Annotated in this window: 16 protein-coding genes; 5 read left to right on the top strand and 11 right to left on the bottom strand. The window is 43.0% G+C overall.

The features are described 5' to 3' along the window. Nucleotides 1–25: 25 nt before the first annotated feature. From HC246_RS22545 to thiS, 3 genes are all read right to left on the bottom strand, one after another. Complete coding sequence (locus HC246_RS22545) at nt 26–892, bottom strand: shikimate dehydrogenase (RefSeq protein ID WP_169365681.1); 867 nt, start codon at nt 890–892, stop codon at nt 26–28. Between the two features lie 148 nt (nt 893–1040). Next, the gene (locus HC246_RS22540) at nt 1041–2120 is read right to left on the bottom strand and encodes a CobW family GTP-binding protein (RefSeq protein WP_169365680.1); all 1080 of its coding nucleotides are present in this window, start codon (nt 2118–2120) and stop codon (nt 1041–1043) included. A 119-nt stretch (nt 2121–2239) separates the two neighbouring features. Further along, nucleotides 2240–2443 carry a sulfur carrier protein ThiS gene (gene thiS / locus HC246_RS22535; protein WP_169365679.1) on the bottom strand — a complete coding sequence of 68 codons (204 nt, stop codon included), beginning with the start codon at nt 2441–2443 and terminating at the stop codon, nt 2240–2242. 79 nt (nt 2444–2522) lie between these two features. Between thiS and HC246_RS22530 the strand changes: the two genes are divergently transcribed. Continuing rightward, nucleotides 2523–5009 carry an HAD-IC family P-type ATPase gene (locus HC246_RS22530; protein WP_169365678.1) on the top strand — a complete coding sequence of 829 codons (2487 nt, stop codon included), beginning with the start codon at nt 2523–2525 and terminating at the stop codon, nt 5007–5009. 47 nt (nt 5010–5056) lie between these two features. Next, nucleotides 5057–5584, top strand: a complete 528-nt coding sequence (locus HC246_RS22525; RefSeq protein WP_169365677.1) for a DUF2127 domain-containing protein — start codon at nt 5057–5059, stop codon at nt 5582–5584. Nucleotides 5585–5791: 207 nt separating this feature from the next. Here the strand turns inward: HC246_RS22525 and cax are convergent, their stop codons facing one another. Then, entirely contained in the window at nt 5792–6874 is a 1083-nt protein-coding gene (cax, locus tag HC246_RS22520; protein WP_174235265.1) for a calcium/proton exchanger, read from the bottom strand. A 329-nt stretch (nt 6875–7203) separates the two neighbouring features. Here cax and cobO point away from each other — a divergent pair, with 329 nt between their 5' ends. Then, a complete protein-coding gene (cobO, locus tag HC246_RS22515) occupies nt 7204–7812 on the top strand; it encodes a cob(I)yrinic acid a,c-diamide adenosyltransferase (RefSeq protein WP_211167926.1) in 609 nt (202 codons plus the stop codon). A gap of 57 nt (nt 7813–7869) precedes the next feature. Then, on the top strand, nt 7870–8964 hold the full coding sequence (locus tag HC246_RS22510) for a Gfo/Idh/MocA family protein (protein ID WP_169365676.1): 1095 nt from the start codon (nt 7870–7872) through the stop codon (nt 8962–8964). Nucleotides 8965–9011: 47 nt separating this feature from the next. On the opposite strand, the gene HC246_RS22505 is transcribed toward HC246_RS22510, so the two are convergent. Genes HC246_RS22505 through HC246_RS22495 form a run of 3 tightly spaced genes read right to left on the bottom strand, consistent with a single transcriptional unit; the run spans nt 9012 to nt 11362 of the window. Next, a complete protein-coding gene (locus tag HC246_RS22505) occupies nt 9012–9335 on the bottom strand; it encodes an element excision factor XisI family protein (protein WP_169365675.1) in 324 nt (107 codons plus the stop codon). Further along, nucleotides 9320–9739, bottom strand: a complete 420-nt coding sequence (locus tag HC246_RS22500) for a XisH family protein (protein WP_169365674.1) — start codon at nt 9737–9739, stop codon at nt 9320–9322. Before HC246_RS22500 ends, HC246_RS22505 begins: the two co-directional genes overlap by 16 nt. A gap of 18 nt (nt 9740–9757) precedes the next feature. Then, nucleotides 9758–11362 (bottom strand): DNA methyltransferase, encoded by a 1605-nt coding sequence (locus HC246_RS22495; protein WP_169365673.1) that lies wholly within the window; start codon nt 11360–11362, stop codon nt 9758–9760. 298 nt (nt 11363–11660) lie between these two features. Between HC246_RS22495 and clpB the strand changes: the two genes are divergently transcribed. Then, nucleotides 11661–14336 (top strand): ATP-dependent chaperone ClpB, encoded by a 2676-nt coding sequence (clpB, locus tag HC246_RS22490; RefSeq protein WP_169365672.1) that lies wholly within the window; start codon nt 11661–11663, stop codon nt 14334–14336. A gap of 209 nt (nt 14337–14545) precedes the next feature. Here clpB and HC246_RS22485 read toward each other — a convergent pair whose 3' ends face one another. From HC246_RS22485 to HC246_RS22470, 4 genes are all read right to left on the bottom strand, one after another. Next, nucleotides 14546–16066 carry a protein kinase domain-containing protein gene (locus HC246_RS22485; RefSeq protein ID WP_169365671.1) on the bottom strand — a complete coding sequence of 507 codons (1521 nt, stop codon included), beginning with the start codon at nt 16064–16066 and terminating at the stop codon, nt 14546–14548. Nucleotides 16067–16120: 54 nt separating this feature from the next. After that, nucleotides 16121–16786 carry a DUF4033 domain-containing protein gene (locus tag HC246_RS22480; RefSeq protein WP_169365670.1) on the bottom strand — a complete coding sequence of 222 codons (666 nt, stop codon included), beginning with the start codon at nt 16784–16786 and terminating at the stop codon, nt 16121–16123. A 31-nt stretch (nt 16787–16817) separates the two neighbouring features. Next, complete coding sequence (locus HC246_RS22475) at nt 16818–17816, bottom strand: lipid II:glycine glycyltransferase FemX (protein ID WP_318655993.1); 999 nt, start codon at nt 17814–17816, stop codon at nt 16818–16820. An 88-nt stretch (nt 17817–17904) separates the two neighbouring features. After that, the gene (locus tag HC246_RS22470) at nt 17905–19428 is read right to left on the bottom strand and encodes a spermine/spermidine synthase domain-containing protein (RefSeq protein ID WP_169365669.1); all 1524 of its coding nucleotides are present in this window, start codon (nt 19426–19428) and stop codon (nt 17905–17907) included. Between the last annotated feature and the right edge of the window lies 1 nt (nt 19429).

Here is a 19429-nt window from a genome sequence, read left to right as displayed (position 1 = left end):
TTTCCTGCCAAAGTCAGGAAAGTATCTAGTTAAGATGTGTAAGTAACGCTTGACGCATGGTGTCAATGGGCACAGACTGATCTAGCCACCATTCAAGAGCGATCGCCCCCTGATTGATCAGCATCTCTAAACCATCGATCGCTTTTAGTCCCCTTGCTGCGGCGATTTGCAGAAACTTGGTAGGACGGGGGGTATAAATTAAATCATAGGCGATCGCCTTGTCAGGTAACATTGCCATCTCTGCTTCAGAAATCGGGGTATTGGTATCACTAGACATGCCTATGGGGGTAGCATTGATCACGATTCCAGCTACTTCTAATAAATGGGGAATTGACGACCAAGGATGCACCCGCAAATTGTAATCACGAAGTTGACTGGTCATTGTGCCGTGAAATTTTTTGAGCTTCTTAGCATCGCGCCCAACCACATGAATAACGGGACAGCTAAGTTCTAGACAAGCTGCTACCACTGCCTTTGCCGCACCACCACTACCGAGAATAATCGCGGGCATATTTTTCCAGTCGCAGTCAAGTTGCTTTAGTGGTTCGAGAAAACCTGCTACGTCCGTATTAGTGCCAACCCAGCGATCATCAATCCGCTTCACGGTATTAACTGCACCAACGGATTTCGCGATCGGTAAGACTTCATCTAGTAAGGGGATGACTTCAACTTTATGGGGGATGGTGAGGTTAAAACCCTGTACCGATTTAATAGCTTTGAGTCCAGCGATCGCTGCCGATAGATCTTCAACGGGAATTGGGAAAGGCACATATACATAGTCCAAACCCAAGGAAGCGATCGCCGCATTATGCATCACAGGTGAAAGGCTATGACTGACAGGAAAACCCATCACTCCTAAAATTTTAGTTGTCCCTAAGATGCTCCCGCTCATAGTCGCTTACCTAAACGTAGTTACAAAACTATGACATAAATGTTTCACCACAACTTTCATCAAACGAATAAATTTTTAGAAAATGTTGCGAAGCAACATTTTCTAAAAATTTATTCGTTTGGCTTTACAAACCTTTTAGATTAAGCAACTAGACTAAGCAACCTAAAAAGCCTTCGCGCAATTTATCTGCTTCGAGATGCCTGCCGATGAAGACTAATTGATTCTTGCGAAGTTCATTGTCTTTCCAAGGGCGATCGCGAGTTGCATCAAACTGCATATGCACACCTTGAAATACCAAGCGTTCCTCAGAACCAGCTAGATTAATAATTCCTTTAGAGCGGAAAATATCTTGACCTTGAGTTCTCAGTAACTCACTAATCCATGCTTGGAATTTATAGGGATTGACTGAGCCAGCTTCCAAAATACTGACCGAGCCAACTTCCTCATCATGAATGTGATGATGGTGTTCGTGATGCTCGTGGTCATGGTCATGATGCTCGTGATCGTGGTCATGATGTTCGTGGTCATGGTCGTGATCATGTTCATCCTTGACTTGAGCCGCGAGAAATTCAGGGTTCTTTTCGAGAATGCGATTGAGATCAAAACCTCCTACATCAAGGACTTTATTAATACTTTGTTCAATATTCTCTGTACTAGTTTGATTTAACTGAACGCGCTCCACTCTGGCTAAGACATTCAAATGCTTGATTTTTGCTTCTAGTTCCTCTAGCTCCTCAGGAGTAACCAGATCAGTCTTGTTGAGCAAAATCACATCGGCAAAACCAATTTGTTCGAGAACTTCGCGATCGCCCCAATGTTGTTGGACATGCTTGGCATCAACTACTGTGACCACAGCATCTAGAGACACTTGGCGATGGATATCCTCATCCATAAAGAAGGTCTGCACCACAGGACCTGGATCCGCTAAACCTGTGGTTTCGATTAAAAGATGATCAAACTTGTTGCGGCGGCGCATCAGGTTGCCAATAATCCGAATCAGATCGCCCCGCACGGTGCAGCAAATGCAGCCATTATTCATCTCAAAAATCTCTTCGTCAGCACCAATTACCAATTGCTGATCGATACCCACTTCTCCAAATTCATTAACAATGACGGCAACCTTCTTACCATGCTCAGCCGTGAGGATGTGATTGAGTAATGTCGTTTTACCTGCACCAAGGAAGCCTGTCAGGACGGTAGCGGGAACTTGTGCTGATGCGATGCTCATAGACTATGCCAATTGCCTGCAATTATTGATAAAAGGTTTACTGAACAAAATTATAGCGCTCTTACTTTATCGCGCTTCTCATATAGGGAAGTTTCCGTGCCTTCGGCACGGAAACTTCCCTAGCCACCACCAACAATTGTGACAATCTCTAGGCGATCGCTATTTTGAATAATTGTATTTTCCCAGAGTTGACGATGCAAAATTTCGCCGTTATATTCCACCGCAACGAGACGCGGATTTAGCCCTAGATATTTCAGCAATTCAATCATGGTGAGGTTTGGCTCACATATGCGATCATCACCATTTACTTGCAACGTAATCATAGATATTAAGTTTAAATTCTGATTTTTAATCTTGTCTTAGAGATCTTATACTTCAATACTAAAACGTACCTGTGTGTCTATGTCTCAATCTACATCAGCAAATACGCCAGACTTGCCAACAATCAACCTAGATATCGGGCTAAGTGAAGCTGAAATCGCCGAGAGAAAGCAGCGTGGTGATATTAATGTCGTCGTCATGCGATCGAGCCGCACCTATAAGGAAATCTTTCAAGAAAACGTTTTTACATTATTTAACGTTACCTTTGGCGTAGTTTTAGTTTTGATGACAGCTCTCGGACAATTCACTGATGCTATCTTTTCGGGATTTTCAGTATTTATGAATATTCTGGTGGGGGTTGCTCAAGAGATTCAGGCAAAGCTGACATTGGATAAACTCGCCTTATTATCAGTGCAAAAGGTGAAAGTGCGGCGCAATGGCGAATCTCAGGAAATTCCTGTAGGCGAAGTGGTGCGTGATGATTTGATTGAGCTAAACCCTGGCGATCGCGCTCCAGTCGATGGCGCAGTGCTAGTTTCACAAAATGTGGAAATGGATGAGTCTCTACTGACAGGCGAATCCGATCCCGTTGCTAAGCAGATTGGCGATATTGTACTTTCAGGTTCCTTTTGCTTAGCAGGAAGTTGTGTATTTCGAGCCGATAAGATTGGCAATGAAAGCTATGCTGTCAAGCTATCCCAATCCTCTCGGGTATATAAGCGAGTATTTACGCCTTTGCAGAAAAAGATTGACATTTTAGTGGAAATCTTCATTCTGGTGTTAATTGTTGCCGCCTTCTTGCATCTCGCCTCCAGCCTCAACTCAGGGCGGACAATGGTGGATACAATTCGCTATGCTTCGGTAATTATCAATAGCTTTGTTCCCGCAGGTTTAATTCTCTCAATTAGTGTTGCCTTTGCGATCGGGGCAGTGGAAATTAGTAAACGACGCACGTTAATCCAAAAAATCAATGCCGTTGATTCGATGAATAGTGTGCGGATTCTCTGTACTGACAAGACGGGAACCTTGACCCAGAATAAATTGGTGGTGAAGTCGATTGTGCCTTTAGGTGATACCGATGAAGATTCGCTAAGGGAATTAATCGCTCTCTATACCAGTTTTATGGGATCGCAAAATAGTAGTGCCAGAGCCATGGCTGCCTTTACGGACAAACCCCGATCGCAATCGAAGTTTGTTAGCGAAGTCCCTTTTAGTTCTAGCCGTAAATGGGGGGCGATCGCGATCGACATCGGTACAACGATCATGGTCGGTGCTCCTGAAATTTTATTCACTAGTCCTGAGACTCAAGAGCAAGCTAAGCAATTTGGTCGTCAAGGTTTGCGAGCGATCGCCGTTGTCACCAGCGAGGATAGTTTCGACGCTTCCGAAAAAAATCCCGCCTTACCCAGCAATCGGCGCGATCGCGGTATCGTTTTACTCGAAGACAGCCTACGTCCCGATGTAGTTGATACGATCTCCGAATTACAAAACAAGAATATTCGCCTCAAGGTAATTTCAGGCGATAGCGTCGAAACAGTTGCCTCAATTGCCCGTCAAGCAGGTATCGCTGTTCCTGAAGATGCAGTCTTTACCCAAAAGACCTTAGAAGAAATGGATAACAATACCTTTAGTCGTTCTGCCGCCTATGGTGCTGTGTTTGGCAGAATTACCCCTGACATGAAGCGTCGTTTAATCTCGGCAATGGTGAAGCGGGGTGGCTATGTGGGTATGGTCGGTGATGGGGTGAATGATGTCCCTGCATTTAAGGAGGCTCAGCTAGCGATCGCCATGAATGATGGCGCACAAATTAGCAAAGATGTTGCCGATATAGTCCTACTCGATAATAATCTCTCCGCCCTACCCCAAGCCTTCACCGCAGGTGACGATATTAAGCAAAAGATTCTCTCTTCCGCTTTGCTCTATCTCACTAAAAATATCATGGTGATCCTGACAATTTCCTTTGCGGGATTTGTGCAACTTCCCTTTCCTGTAGAACCTCGCCATATGACAGTTTTAACGATGGCAGTAGTTGGCTTACCGACAATTTGGATCGCCTTTGGCTGGCTCAAGCCTAGACGTTTAGAGAACTTCTTACGCGATGTGTTGGGTTACAGTTCCATTGCAGGGATCTTTGGGGCGATCGCCATGACGACAGGTTATGTCTTTTCCTACTACATTAGTGGTTGGGCTTTGCTCAAGATGCCTCATGGTGTGACGATGATTGATTCCGATACATTCCAAGATATTGCTAAAGGTCAAGCTCAATGCGTCAGTACGATCATTGGCACAGTCTTCTGTCTATTTGTATTTTGGACTTTAACCAATGTTTCCATCTGGAAAGTCCAAACCTTATTTAAAAATGCCACAGCTACAATTCTGGGTGCTGCCTCCGTTGGTTTGTCAATTATATTAATGCTGCTATTGCCCGAATTTTTCCAAGTTGAAGTTCCTGACCAATTCGGATGGGCATTGATTATCTTTTTACCCACTTCGAGTTATTACCTATTGCGAATGTTGCAATCAAGCAAGCTATTCCGCCATTTACCAAGCTATCTCAGTCAGCCTTAATCAAATCCTTAGATGACCAATCTCGCAAAACTTGAAACCCAGAATCAATGAAACCTAGAATCTCAAAACGCCCGATGGCAATTACGATACTTGCAACCACAATGGTTGGCTCCAGCCTCTTGCTGATTAGCGATCGCCTATTAAACTTCTACATCTATCGTTTACTAGAAGGAGATATTCCTTTAGTCGGCAATAATTCTACCAATTTACAAGTAGTTTCAGGGATTGCCTTCATTGGTTTTAGTTTAGTCCCAATCCTCTTAGCGATCGGTCTATGGCATTTAAAATCGTGGGCAAGATTTCTCAGCATTTGTCTGTTTAGTGCCGTGATGTTTCCTGCGGCAGCAGCATCTTTGAATTTGGTTTCACCCCCCTCAGCTACCAAACTTTTGGCGATTCCAACGGTATTTGATGATGCCCTCAATGTGGATGTGTCTACACCTGTTTCCCGACTAATGGTTTTAAATCCATATATTGCGCTTGGCAGTGCGATCGCCCTTGCCGTTTTGCTGACTCCTGCGATCGGTAGAGCTTTTCGCTCGTATCACAGTTCTAGAAATCTAGAAGATAATTAGACCGTCAGTAATTTTACAGAGTATTGCACTGAATTAAAAAATAGAGAAACCTTTAAAAGTATAGTTGTTTTAAATAATTTGCAGAGGGGCTTCGACTCCGCTCAGCCATCGGTGTAAGCTAGCTGAGCGAAGTCGAAGCTGTAGTTCTTATTTGAATTATCTATAAGGCTTTGCCTTGCTTTTAAAGGTTTCTCTAATAGGCTGTAATTAAACTGGTTGAAAATAGAAGGCGAAGCCTAGAATTGCGTAGGTTGCTACGAGTAGAGAACCTTCTAGCCAATTTGATCGCCCATCAGAGCTAATTGAGTTGGCAATCAAAACTGCTACGGCAACTGCCACTAATTCAAAGGGATTGAAGTTTAAATCCATTGGCTTACCAAGGAACCAACCGACAATTACGAGCGCAGGCGCAACAAAGAGGGCAATTTGCATACTGGAGCCAACAGCAACTGATACCGATAGTTCCATTTTGTTCTTCATCGCTACGGTAATTGCGGTTGTATGCTCCGCCGCATTACCAATAATTGGCAAGAGGATTACCCCAGTAAATAGTTCCGTTAAACCTAGTTGAGCAGTTGCTTCTTCTAAAGTGCCTACTAATAGTTCCGATTCAAAAGCGACTAGTAGAGTTACTCCAAACAGAACAGCAATCCATAGTGGTAGATTCACTTTTTGAGGATGTCCTTCTTCTGCCTCAGCGTCATCGGCTTCTGATTTACCGACATCATAGAGATAGGCGTGGGTTTTCATCGAAAATAGAAGCGTGAGACAATAGACAATGATCAACACGATCGCTACAGACAGAGATAATTTTTGCAAAATCTCTTCGCTAATTCCCGCAGTTGTAAAATTTGCTGCTGTGGGCAATAAAATCGCAATTACCGCCAAATTCATCACTGAAGCATTTAATCTCGCCATAGTTGGCTGAAATTCTTGCTCTTTGTAACGCAATCCGCCCAAAAACATGGATAATCCCATGACTAGCAAGAGGTTTCCAATAATCGAACCTGTGATGCTTGCTTTTACCACACTGGTAAATCCTGCATTTAATGCCACGATCGCAATAATTAGCTCGGTTGCATTACCAAAAGTAGCATTCATCAATCCGCCCCACGAGGGACCAAGGACTACCGCAATCTCCTCAGTTGCAGTGCTCAGCCAACCTGCTAGGGGCAAAATGGCGATCGCTGAAGTGACAAATATAAGCGTAGAATCCCATCCGAGAAAATGACCAATGATTGAAATCGGGACAAACACAAGTAATCCAAAGGAGAAGATGTTCTTAAACATAACCAGCCATTGTAGTGTCAAGGGTAAATGTACCAACGTAATGATATAGCAGTTTTCATTTTGCCGTAGGTAAAATGAAAACTCATAACCCTTGATATAGCTACCGCCAAGTGTATTAAGACGTAAAAGCCAAAAGAGAGGGACGGCGCTTCGCGCCGTCCCTCTCTTTTTAGGTTTTGATTTTGTCCTAACACAAGCGACGGTGGCTATATGACTAATTTTGGTGTTTTAAAATCAGGATATGCTGATTTTAAAATCACTAAGCAGCATCGCAAGTTTGCGTATTACACTTTAAAATGTTGGTATATCGCGACTTACAAGAAATCCTTATGACTGAACTTACTGCCGAACAACATCGTGTTAAGATGCAACGCCGTCAAGAGGTACAGCATCAAAGGATTGCTGAACGTAAACTCGAAAAGGGGCTGATCATCGTCAATACAGGTGACGGTAAGGGAAAAACTACTGCGGCTTTAGGAATGGTGTTGCGATCGCTTGGTCATGGTTACAAAGTGGCGATCGTCCAGTTTATTAAAGGAGCATGGGAGCCTGCGGAAAAGAAAGTTTTTGAAATGTGGCAAGATCAACTGGTTTTTAAGGCTCTGGGTGAGGGCTTTACATGGGAAACTCAAGACCGCGATCGCGATATTGCCAAAACCAAGGAAGCATGGGAAGTGGGACTTGGCTACATCAAAAATCCTGAATATAAGTTGGTTTTACTGGATGAAGTAAATATTGCGCTCAAATTGGGCTATCTCGATGTGGAAACAGTGATTGCTGGTCTAAAAGAGAAACCTGCGGATTCCCATGTAATTCTGACTGGTCGTGGTGCACCTGCAGAACTGATCGAAGTTGCCGATTTGGTCACAAGAATGGAATTGGTCAAGCATCCCTTTAGAGAGCAGGGTGTCAAGGCTCAAGCAGGAATCGAGTTTTAGAAATAATGCAAAGCATTATTTCTAAAAAAATTTCATTTCGCTAAAGTAGTGAGAAATATGTCAAAAATTGGTGTTGGTATTATTGGCACGGGATTTGGACAGATCATCCATATTCCTGCGCTACAAATTCATCCAGATACAGAAGTTGTCGCGGTCTACCATCGCGATCGCATCAAGGCACAGCAAATTGCGGATAAGTTTGGAATTCCCCATGCTTGCGATCGCCTCGAAGATTTACTTGCGCTTCAGTCAGTCCAAGCCGTAACCATCTCTACACCACCAAGCTTTCACTATGAACAGGCGAAAATGGCGATCGAAGCAGGCAAGCATATTTTGCTAGAAAAACCTGTAACGATGAACTTTCAAGAAGCGATCGCCTTGTATCGTCTTGCTCAAGAGAAACAAGTTGTCACAGCAACAGATTTTGAGTTTCGTTGTGTACCGCAGTGGAAATACTTTAAACATTTGCTAGAGCACAATCATGTGGGCAAAAAGCGGATGATTACCATTGATTGGCTAGTGCAGGGGCGTGCCGATCCTAAGCGGGTGTGGAATTGGTATAGCCAAAAGGATTATGGTGGCGGCGCATTGGGTGCGATCGGTTCCCATGCCTTTGACTATGTGCGCTGGTTATTTGGCGATATCAAAAGTCTATCTGGACAACTCAGTACAGGCATTACCGAACGTCCCGATGCTGATGGGATTCTGCGCCCCGTGGATGCTGATGATACCTGCAATATTCTCTTAGAACTTACCGATGGCACGCCTTGCAATATTTCTCTCAGCACAGTCACCTATCGTGGGCGTGGACATTGGCTGACAGTTTATGGCGAAAATGGAACCCTAGTTTTAGGAAGCTCTAATCAAGCAGATTATGTGCATGGTTTCAGCTTGCGCCAAGGCAAACTCGATCGCACCGAAATGGAAATTGTACCGATACCACCCGAATACGATTTACCAAAAACCTATACCGATGGTCGGCTTGCCCCTGTTTTAGCTATATGCGATCGCTGGGTCAAGTCCATTCAATCAGGAGAACCGATGACACCTAGTCTCTATGAAGGTGCATGGTCACAATTACTGATGGATTTAACCCAAGAGTCTCACCAGTCAAGAAAATGGATAGATGTTCCATCTTCACTATTTTTTTGAAAGTTATAGTAATGAGACATTATAAACCTCTGATATATTCAAAGATTTTAGGCAATCGCTTGTTGCCAACTGGTGACGATATCTTCTTTTTTGATCCCTGCTTCGATGAGTGCATTTGTTAATCCTTCTTCAAAATTATCTTCTTCGATGATGACTTGGCGATCACTATTATCTTTCTCAACAAGTCGTGCATGAAACAGTACAAAATCCATCCATTTTTGTTTGTCAAATCCTGTGGCAAGAACAACAAATTGACCAGAATCAAGATCGCAAACTGGATATAGTTTGATCGCCTGCAATCTTGGCTGATGGATTGTGGCATCATTCACAGTTCGTTTTAGAATCTCTGCATAGCTTATTGTGTTATCCATTGAGTAATAACCTCCTGCTCTGGTTTGTATACTATTAAATTAATTTTATTTCGCCTGATTGCGATCTGGAAAATTTCTTTTTGAAAGTGTTTTGTATACATTTCTTGACTGACAGCTAGAAACAATTGACGATCTGGTTCTTGGGTTTCCAATGACCATTGATAAAGCTGTAGCTGTCCCAATGTTTTTTGTAACTCATTAATTACTGAAGGTGAGTCAAAATCTTTGACTTCGACAGCAATTTTATGTCCTTCTTTTTCAGCAGTAAAGACTTTTTCAGCTCCTAAATCAGCTTTTAGCAATGTTTCTCCTAAGACCAAAAGTAGCGGATCATCAGTAATTGTCCAACCATCTTTTTCGAGGGTGCGGCGTAGGGATAAATGTAAGCTATCGCGTCTAGACATAATAGTGTGTATAAATAATCAAAATAATTCTGGCTGAACGGTCATGCTTTCTTTCTCGGCGCGTTTGAAGGTGATGTCACCGAGGCTGAGATCGAGATATTCGGGTTTCTTGGCTCCTGAGAGTAAATCTTCGATGGTGAAAATTTGGACGCGGGGATAGTCTTTGCCATTGGCGGCACGATAGAATCCTGCTTTGGTTGCTTCAGTGATCATGGCTTTGGTGGGTTCGGCTAAGGTGACAAAGAATCCGAGATCGGCTTTGTTGGTGGACATTGTACCGATGAGATCACGCACCATTGACACGCTGACATTATCGCCACCTTTGACGGAGACGACGATCTTCCGTTTAATTTCGCGTTTGTTTTCGTCAAGGTCAGAAATATAGCGCAAGCCATCAATGCCGCCATCTGCACCTTTCTTTTTACCTTGATAGGGTGGCACTTTGACAAGAGAGCAAGCCCACCATTGAAATTGATATTTGTCGCGTTTGGAGAGGTCTTGGGCGCTAGCAAAGTCTTTGGGTGTGCCGAATACTTCAAATTCAATTTTTGGGAATGCTGATTGTAAACGGCTTTCGATTAGGGAGATTGCGAGATGAGTAATGTCAATCCCAATCCAGTTACGGTTTAGTTTTTGGGCAGCATGAAGGGCTGTACCACATCCACAAAATGGATCTAAGACGATATCGCCTTCGTTAGAGCTTGCTTGAAGGATTCTTTCTAATAGTGCTAAAGGTTTTTGAGTTGGATATCCTAAACGTTCTTTTGCTTGAGAATTAATTGGAGGAATATCATCCCATAAGGCTTGTAAAGGAGTACCTAAGTTTTCATCAAGATAGCGTTTTAGTCGAATTCCACCATTTTTTGTAAAGTGAAGTTTATTCTCTGAATCAAGCTTTTGCATTTTTTCAATAGGACATCTCCATAAAGAAGTAATTCCCTTGTATTCATAGGTATATCCACCTCCTGATAATCCTTTAGCTGTTAAATTATCGTCTGTCCATCTTCTACCATCAGAATCTAGATGGCGAAACCTAGATTTATATGCCTCAGAATGTTCTGTAAATACTGCGTTCCAAACATAATTGGAACTTTTTGCGTAATACAAAAGAATATCTGTATTTGCTCCATATTTTTTTGGATCGTTATGTGCTGTTGTTCGCTTCCAAGTAATTTCACTACGATAATTTTGAATGCTAAAAATAGAATCAAGAATGACTTTGAGATAATGACTAGCTGTTGGATCGCAATGTAAATACAGACTTCCTGTAGGTTTGAGAACACGATGAAGTTCGACTAAACGAATTGCCATCATCACCAAATAAGCCGACAGATCGTTATGCCCCAAACGCCGCACCAACAAATCTAATAATTCTGCCAAATCCCCATTTACATCATATAAAGCTTGCAAAGTCCGCGCCGACTCATCGCTCCAATGCCAAGTATCCTCAAAAGCTGTAATTTGAGCCTGTGGCGGTACATCCCCCGACTTGCGACCACCAAAAATCACGTTATAGTCCGCATTCGAGTTAAAAGGCGGATCGAGATAAACCAAATCAACGCTTTCTGAGTTAATGCTCTCCCGCAAAACCTGCAAATTATCCCCAAAATATAAGCGTTTCATTAAATTCTAGTTAATTCTCATTTTTTATGACTATAACTTGAAAATACTTAAAAATAAGAGTAAATGACAAGAATATTTATTGAGTTTAATTGAGAATACTTGAACCAACTTAAAACTTCATACCTAGAGAGATCGCTTGACAATACATAGCTTCCAATCACTAAAGTTAGGAATATTATTAAAACCATTGCAAACAAAATAGACAGTTAGTAACGGGGTTTTATAGGCTTTGACGATAATGTAAACTTATCTTAACTAACATTAGTCATCACACCTGATCCTGCTGTAACCAAAGCCAATGCAACCAACCGATCCGAAAAAATTTACCGAAAAAGCATGGGAAGCGATCGTCAAATCGCAAGAGGTCGCAAGGCGATCGCAACATCAGCAGCTCGAAGTCGAGCACTTAGTAATGGCGCTACTGGAGCAGGAAGAGGGTTTGACGACAACCATCTTTACCGTGATGGCAGTACCAATGGCGCGGGCAAGGCGACAGGTGGAAGAGTTTTTGCGGCGACAGCCCCGTGTGGCAAGTCCCGAGCAGTTATATCTGGGGCGCAATCTAGAGGTATGGCTCGATCGCGCTGAAGAGAGTCGCAAGAGCTTTGGTGATGACTTTATGGCGATCGAGCATATGCTGATCGGTTTAGCCGATGACGATCGCCTCGGCAAAAGACTCTATCGTGACCTAAGCATCGATCGCAAAAAGCTAGAGGATGCAATTAAATCAGTTCGCGGTAGCCAGACGATTACCGATCAGAATCCTGAAGCGAAGTATGCCGCTTTAGAGAAATATGGGCGCGATCTGACAGAACAGGCAAAAGAAGGCAAGCTCGATCCTGTCATTGGGCGTGATGATGAAATCAGGCGAGTTGTACAGGTGTTATCTCGGCGCACCAAAAACAATCCTGTGTTGATTGGGGAACCGGGGGTAGGTAAAACTGCGATCGCAGAAGGGCTAGCTCAACGCATTATTCGTGGTGATGTGCCCGAATCCCTCAAAGACCGCACAATTATTAGCCTTGATATGGGTTCACTGATTGCAGGGGCAAAATATCGTGGTGAATTTGAAGATCGCTTAAAGGCAGTTCTTAAGGAAGTTCTCAACTCCGATGGTCAGATCGTACTGTTTATTGATGAATTGCATACGGTCGTTGGTGCAGGAGCAACACAGCAGGGGGCAATGGATGCAGGGAACTTACTCAAACCAATGTTAGCGCGTGGAGAACTCCGTTGTATTGGCGCGACTACCTTGGATGAATATCGACAATATATTGAGAAGGATGCCGCATTAGAAAGACGATTCCAGCAAGTTCTCGTCGATCAGCCCACAGTGGAAGATACTATTTCCATTTTGCGTGGTTTGAAAGAGCGTTATGAAGTGCATCATGGTGTAAATATCTCCGACTCGGCATTAGTGGCGGCAGCAACTTTATCAAATCGCTACATTACCGATCGCTTTTTACCAGATAAGGCGATCGATCTAGTCGATGAATCGGCAGCAAAGTTGAAGATGGAAATCACATCTAAACCATTAGAACTTGATGAGATCGATCGCCGCCTAATGCAATTGGAAATGGAAAGACTCTCCTTGCAAAAGGAAGGCGATTTTACCCCCGTTGAGCGTGTCGAGGCTGAAGGCAAGGTTGTTTATAAAACTAAGAGCAGTAAGGCTGTGCAGGATCGTCTAGATCGGCTCGACAAGGAGATGAATGAATTGCGCGATCGCCAAGTTGCCCTTGATGATCGTTGGCAGCAGGAAAAAGACACGATTGATAATTTGCGATCGCTAAAAGAGCAAATCGATCAAACTAAGTTGCAGATTGAGCAAGCTGAACGAGAATTTAATCTCAATAAAGCGGCTGAGTTGAAATACGGCAGATTAACGGAACTAGAGAAAAATCTTGATGAGGCAGAACTCGAACTGAATCGTGCTAGGGCTGACGGTTCGATTTTATTCCGTGAGCAAGTTACCGAAGATGACATTGCCGAAATTGTGGCGCGTTGGACAGGCATTCCTCTGAAGAAGTTATTGCTATCTGAACGTCAGAAATTACTCACCCTCGAAACCCATCTCCACGATCGTGTGATTGGACAGGAGGAAGCTGTAAGCTCAGTAGCATCGGCAATTCGCCGCGCCCGTGCAGGCATGAATGATCCTAATCGTCCTCTTGGATCGTTCCTGTTTTTAGGTCCTACGGGTGTTGGTAAAACTGAACTTGCTCGTGCCCTTGCGGAATTTCTGTTTGATGCCGATAGCTCAATGATTCGCATTGATATGTCGGAATATATGGAGAAACATTCCGTATCGCGACTAATCGGTGCGCCCCCCGGATATGTGGGCTATGAGGAAGGCGGACAATTCTCAGAAGCGGTGCGTCGTCATCCCTATTCAGTAGTTCTTTTTGATGAAGTCGAGAAGGCTCACCCTGATGTCTTTAATATTCTCTTGCAAGTTCTCGATGATGGACGTATTACCGATAGTCAAGGACGCTTAGTTGATTGCAAAAATACAGTAATCATCATGACTAGTAATATTGGTAGCGATCGCATTCTTGAAGTATCTAAGGATTTACCCACTGAGCTTGACGGTGACTCACGTTATGAGGAAATGCGCGATAAAGTTCTAGATGTGCTCCGCAATCACTTCCGTCCAGAGTTTCTCAACCGCATTGATGAGACGGTGATCTTCCATGCGCTACGTCGTAATGAGATCCGCTCAATTGCGACGTTACAAATTAAACGTATCGAAAATCGACTTAGCGATCGCAAGATTTCTCTAAATCTCAGCGAAGAGGCGAAAGATTACATCGCGGCTGTTGGCTACGATCCGTCCTATGGTGCGCGTCCTCTGAAGCGAGCGATTCAGCGAGAAATTGAGAACCCCATCGCCACCAAAATCCTTGAAGGAATTTTCACTGAAGGTTATAGCATCTACATCACCGTCGAGGATGACAAATTAGTTTTTAGCTAAACCCAAAGGCAGCTATGAGGCTTGCCTTCTTTAACGCGAGTTTGAGATTTTAAAATTTGCCAGCTTAACCTGAACTGACGTTAAATAGTTAGTAGAAATGCACCCCTTCGGGGTGCATTTCTACTAACCAAAAAAATCTACAAACGATTTAGAAATCCAATCCTTCCAAAAGAAAGACGGCGCTTCGCGCCGCCTTCCTTTTGGAAGGATTAGGATGAACATCGATAGAGAACTGCTATGATTTTCTCTAAATTTTTGTTTGCAGGATCGCGTAACAAAAATGGCAAATGACCAGTAGGTGGAGATTTGAAATTAGGTTGACGACCTTCGAGATAGTCCCATCGCGAAGTTTGACGATTGTAGGCAGTTTCGATCGCTGATTCTCCAGAGCTATTAATCCAGCCCATACTTTCGTATGTTTTACGAATATCTTTATCATTAGCAGTGTAAAGTTTCTTTTGAGCAGATAGACCCAACTTTCCATTACTTGCCTGTGTCCATAACTGATCGATCAAAACTAAATCAGCACAACTTATTTGTTTAAATTCGTCAGGATGAAAGCTTCCATCATTATAGGATTGATTTCCCGCAGCTTTGAGAAGTGATAAATAGGTTTCGTTATCCGCTTCTTTCCAATCTTTGGCGGCGAGATAGCTACGGAGTTGAGCATAGTTGCGATCAACTGGTACAGCCGGCACAGCTTGGGGACTAGGGGCTTCCAAAGAGCTACTAGGCAAGGGCGTTGAGCTAGGCTTAATGGTTAAGGAATTATCACTCCGTAATGGGTTCCAACCTGTTACTAGTAGATAACTGCCAGTAGCTATGATTAAAAATGCGATCGCCGATGGTAACAGCCAAGGGTTAGGAGGAACTTCGCGATCATCTGTAATTCTAGGTGAAGCTGTACTTAGCTTTGGTAACTTTGCCATGTCTTTGATCACTTCATCGACGGTTTGGTAGCGATCGCGAGGATTACATCGGATCATCCGATCCAAAATGGCGGCAAATTCGCGACTAACCTTGGCATAGTTTCGCCAAATAATTTCATTGTCCCGATCCCGTGAAAATTGGCTAGGATGCTTGCCTGTCAGTGCTTGTAAAGCAACCATTCCCAAGGAATAAATATCACTACATGATACCGACTGTCCCCGCTCTTGTTCGTAGGACATATATCCGGGAGTGCCTATTGGTAACGTGACTCTTGCTTTGTGATGGGCATTGGCAACTTCCATTTGGACTTGCTTGACCGTACCAAAGTCAATGAGAACTAATTTGCCATCACTATGACGACGAATTAAATTACTTGGTTTAATATCGCGATGAATGACATTGTAATGATGGACAAATTGAAGGATTTCCAAAACTTCTTTAACAATTTGGGCTACCCTTGCTTCTGCCATTTGGCTCCCCGGAACCATTTCGGTACTCAGTGGATGTCCTGCAATATATTCTTGAACTAGATAGAATTCTTTATTCTCTTGAAAATAGGCATAGAGTTGAGGAATGCGATCGTGTCTACCCAATTCTTGTAAGGTTTCTGCCTCGGCTTTAAATAGTTCAAGAGCCTTTTGGGTAAAAACGGGATCATCAATAGTGGGATTGAGATGCTTGACAACGCATTTAGGATTTTTGGGCAAACGAGTATCTTCAGCAAGGTAAGTTTGGGAAAAACCTCCTTCTGCTAATTCTTTCATAATGCGATATCGTCGATCGAGCAGCTTGCCTAGCATAGTGGCATTATTTTTAATCCTATTGATTTTACAGCGCTGTGCCTTGTAAAAATGTCAACTTAACTTAGGACAAGCCTTATCTGCGAGACTTGCCGTTGGGCATTGATATTCTAAACATGATTGCTCATAGGCAGGATCTACTGCTGGATCGGGAGGCATTTGTCCAAAAATCATTTTGCAACTGAGATCTTCAAAATTGGGGGTCATGGTTAGTGGAATTCCAAACTTCTCTGTAAAAAATGTTTGGGTCGGTACTTTACACATATTGACACACATACCAACACAACCACTATCAACCAGATAACGGCATTTTTTAATATGCACTGCTGATGGTTGCGATCGCACGGTTCCATCGGGCAAATCCACCTCAGCCTCAATAACGTCGCAGGGACCAACGAGCCACTCAAACAGTTGTGCCGCGAACCACGCATTGAGAACACATACTAGCCTCGTTGGAGAGAAAAAAGTGCGGATTGCCCAAAGTGCTGGCGATGGTACTAAGGATTGCAGCACTTTAGCAACAATTACTTGCTGCTCTTGCGCGTTGCGTCCCTGCATAATTTTCTTGGACAAGTCTACAAAGCCCGCATAGCCATCGATTTCAGTTCCTTTACCTAAAGCCTCTGACATTTTGCGGGAAAATAACCAGATAAACAAACGATCAATAAAATTATCGTTATATTCATCTTTAGCAATTTTTTGCAAGGCTTTAGGCTGCATAGATTCTCTCAAACTCAACTAGATGCATTAATTATCGCAATAAACGAATAACTGCATCCGCTAAACGATCATAAAAGAAATAGTCATGAGCACCGATAGTCTTTTTGACTGTGCCACCAAATTGACGTTTAAATCGGGAAAACTTGTAATAGGCATGGGTTGGATCATCACTGTAGCCATAAAAATCATAAATCCTGTGACCAAGTTGTTTGGCGCGTTGCATTGCTGCCCAATGCAACGCATATACGGGCATTACCTGCCTTGCGCTTTCACTACGTCCACCATAGAGATAAGTACAGCGATCGCCCCAGTAGATTAATAAAATTGTGGCGAGTATTTTGCCGTTGTATTTAGCAAAGCCAATTTCCGCCATTCCTTCACGAAATAGATTTTGGCAAAGTTTGATAAAAAATCCATAGGATTCGCTTAAAAAGCCTTGGCGTTGTGCTGTTTCATAAAATAAGTCATAAAAATGGGGAATTGCCGCATCTTCGCTAGTGAACACTGTCTCAACTCCATGACGCTGACTGAGACCGATGTTATAGCGTCCTTTAGGAAGCATTTCTGCAAGTAGTACTGATTCACTTTTTTGGAGATCGATCCAGAGAGTCTCTGAGGGCATGAGATCCGCAGGCGATCGCACAAAATCCTGATTCATCCATTCAGGCTTTGCTGATAATAAAGGCTCGATGCGTAAAGCGATCGCACCACCCGAACCCATGCCTTGAGATAATTTTTCTGCTTGATTTAATAAAAGCTGCATTCCTTCCGTTTCTAAATTTGGTGGTAATAGGGGAGCCGCAGAGGCAAAAATTAGATTTGCCGCACTCCGTTGAGGATAGAAGTAGAAAATACATCCCCCAATTAATTGATCTGATTCATCAAAAAGTCCATAGCGAAAGGTTTGATAGCCATCAAGTTCGCGAAAGTTTGCCCATGTCCAAGACTGCATAAAACAGCCATGATGATATGTTTGGGTGAGATTGTCCCAAGATATGCGATCGCTATCTAACAACTCCCTAAGAATCACTTTTTTGTTTTCCCCTGTTTAGGTGTTGATTTTCAGTTGTAGGAGTTTTCCAATGAGCGTACGCTCATTGGAAAACTCCTACAAATCATCATTTCTTATTGTCGTTAGCAAGATTAATTAACCAAAAAATACCTGCAACTGTCATCATCAACCCCCAAAATCCTAAGCCACCACTGCCATCATCGGAACCATTGCTAATAAATCCAGAAGAGGAGGTTGACCCCTTAGCAAATACAGCATCAGGAGCCGCTAAATTAGCAACTAACAGAGTTAAAGAGACGATCGCAATTACTTTAGCCGTAGTCAGATTAAAAGAAGGTCTAGATTCGGAATCTGTGGAAATTGCTTGGGATTCCTGCTCATCAAGAGGCTTAGCCTGCTGAAATTTGATGATTTTATTTTGCAATTCGCGCAAATCGTCAGCAATTTCATGGGGTAATTCTTGCGATCGCTCTAGTAGTTTGGCAATTAAGCGGGGAAAATCAATTTGATTGAGTAGTTGTTTTGCTCTACCTAACCATTCCTGCGAAATTTCTGGCGTATGCGAGTGATGCTGTGCAGGAATTAAAAGACTATCAGGATTTGACTCTAATTGCTTGAGCCAAGATTGCGCTAGAGCCTCTAGGCTCATGGGATCATTCAGTTGGAAATTATGTCTGCTAGTTGCGATCGCTGTTGGCGCATCTTGAAAATCAAGAAAATTAATTTGAGGATTTTCCGAAGAAACTGTTGAGGAATTAGGATGAGAGATATTTAAACGATTGAGTAAATAGAAAAGTAACTGCGACGAATCTTTTTGATGAATAGTTACGGAATGTCGTGTCTGTGCGATCGCCGTATCAAAAGTAAATACTGTCTGTAAAGCATCTAAACTTAACTCTTGTAAATTAGGTGGCAAATCTAGAGACTCTATTTCTGAGCGGATAATAGCTTTTTCGGAAGCGAGCAAGAATCCCCAATTACCATAGTCATGATTGATAAAAGAGGGAATTTGTAACTGCAATGGTTTTACAGATAAACCTGCGGCTTGTATGGTTTGATAAATGCACCAGAAAGCTAATGTATTGCGATCGGGGGAAACTGCATTTGTGGCAATAATTCCCAAAGGCATAAGCGCTTGTTTGAGCAGACTAAACCATTCCAGTGCATAGATTTGGGTGTCGGCAACTGAGGCGGGATAGGTGAAGTCGCAAATAATGGCGTGATATTTATAATCATGAAGGCTTTCCGTACAGAATTCTTGTACCAAGCGATTGAGAAAGGCAAAGGCTTCCTGAATATGAATCGCAACTTTAGGGTTAACTAAACTCCCTTGATTAAAACTCGCAAAATCCTGTTTACCCAGATCAACTACTTCTTGAGAATAGTCCACTAGATCAATTTGATTGACCTGTGGGAATCGTAAAATATCCCTCGCCGCAAGCCCATCACCACCACCACAAATGAGAACTCTGAGTAATTGATTAGGAAAGCGCTTAGCGGCTAAGGCGATCGCAGGAATCGTCAAATATTCGTGATAGATCGCTTCATCAGCACTATGAAACTGCAATTCCCCATTGATATAAAAAGCAATTCCATCGGTGTGCTGCTCGACAAATAAAGAGGTTGCCATG

It is taken from the genome of Pseudanabaena yagii GIHE-NHR1 (assembly GCF_012863495.1).
GTDB lineage: Bacteria > Cyanobacteriota > Cyanobacteriia > Pseudanabaenales > Pseudanabaenaceae > Pseudanabaena > Pseudanabaena yagii.
The sequence above is the reverse complement of the archived record's forward strand: the minus strand, read 5'-3'. Positions and strand labels throughout refer to the sequence as shown.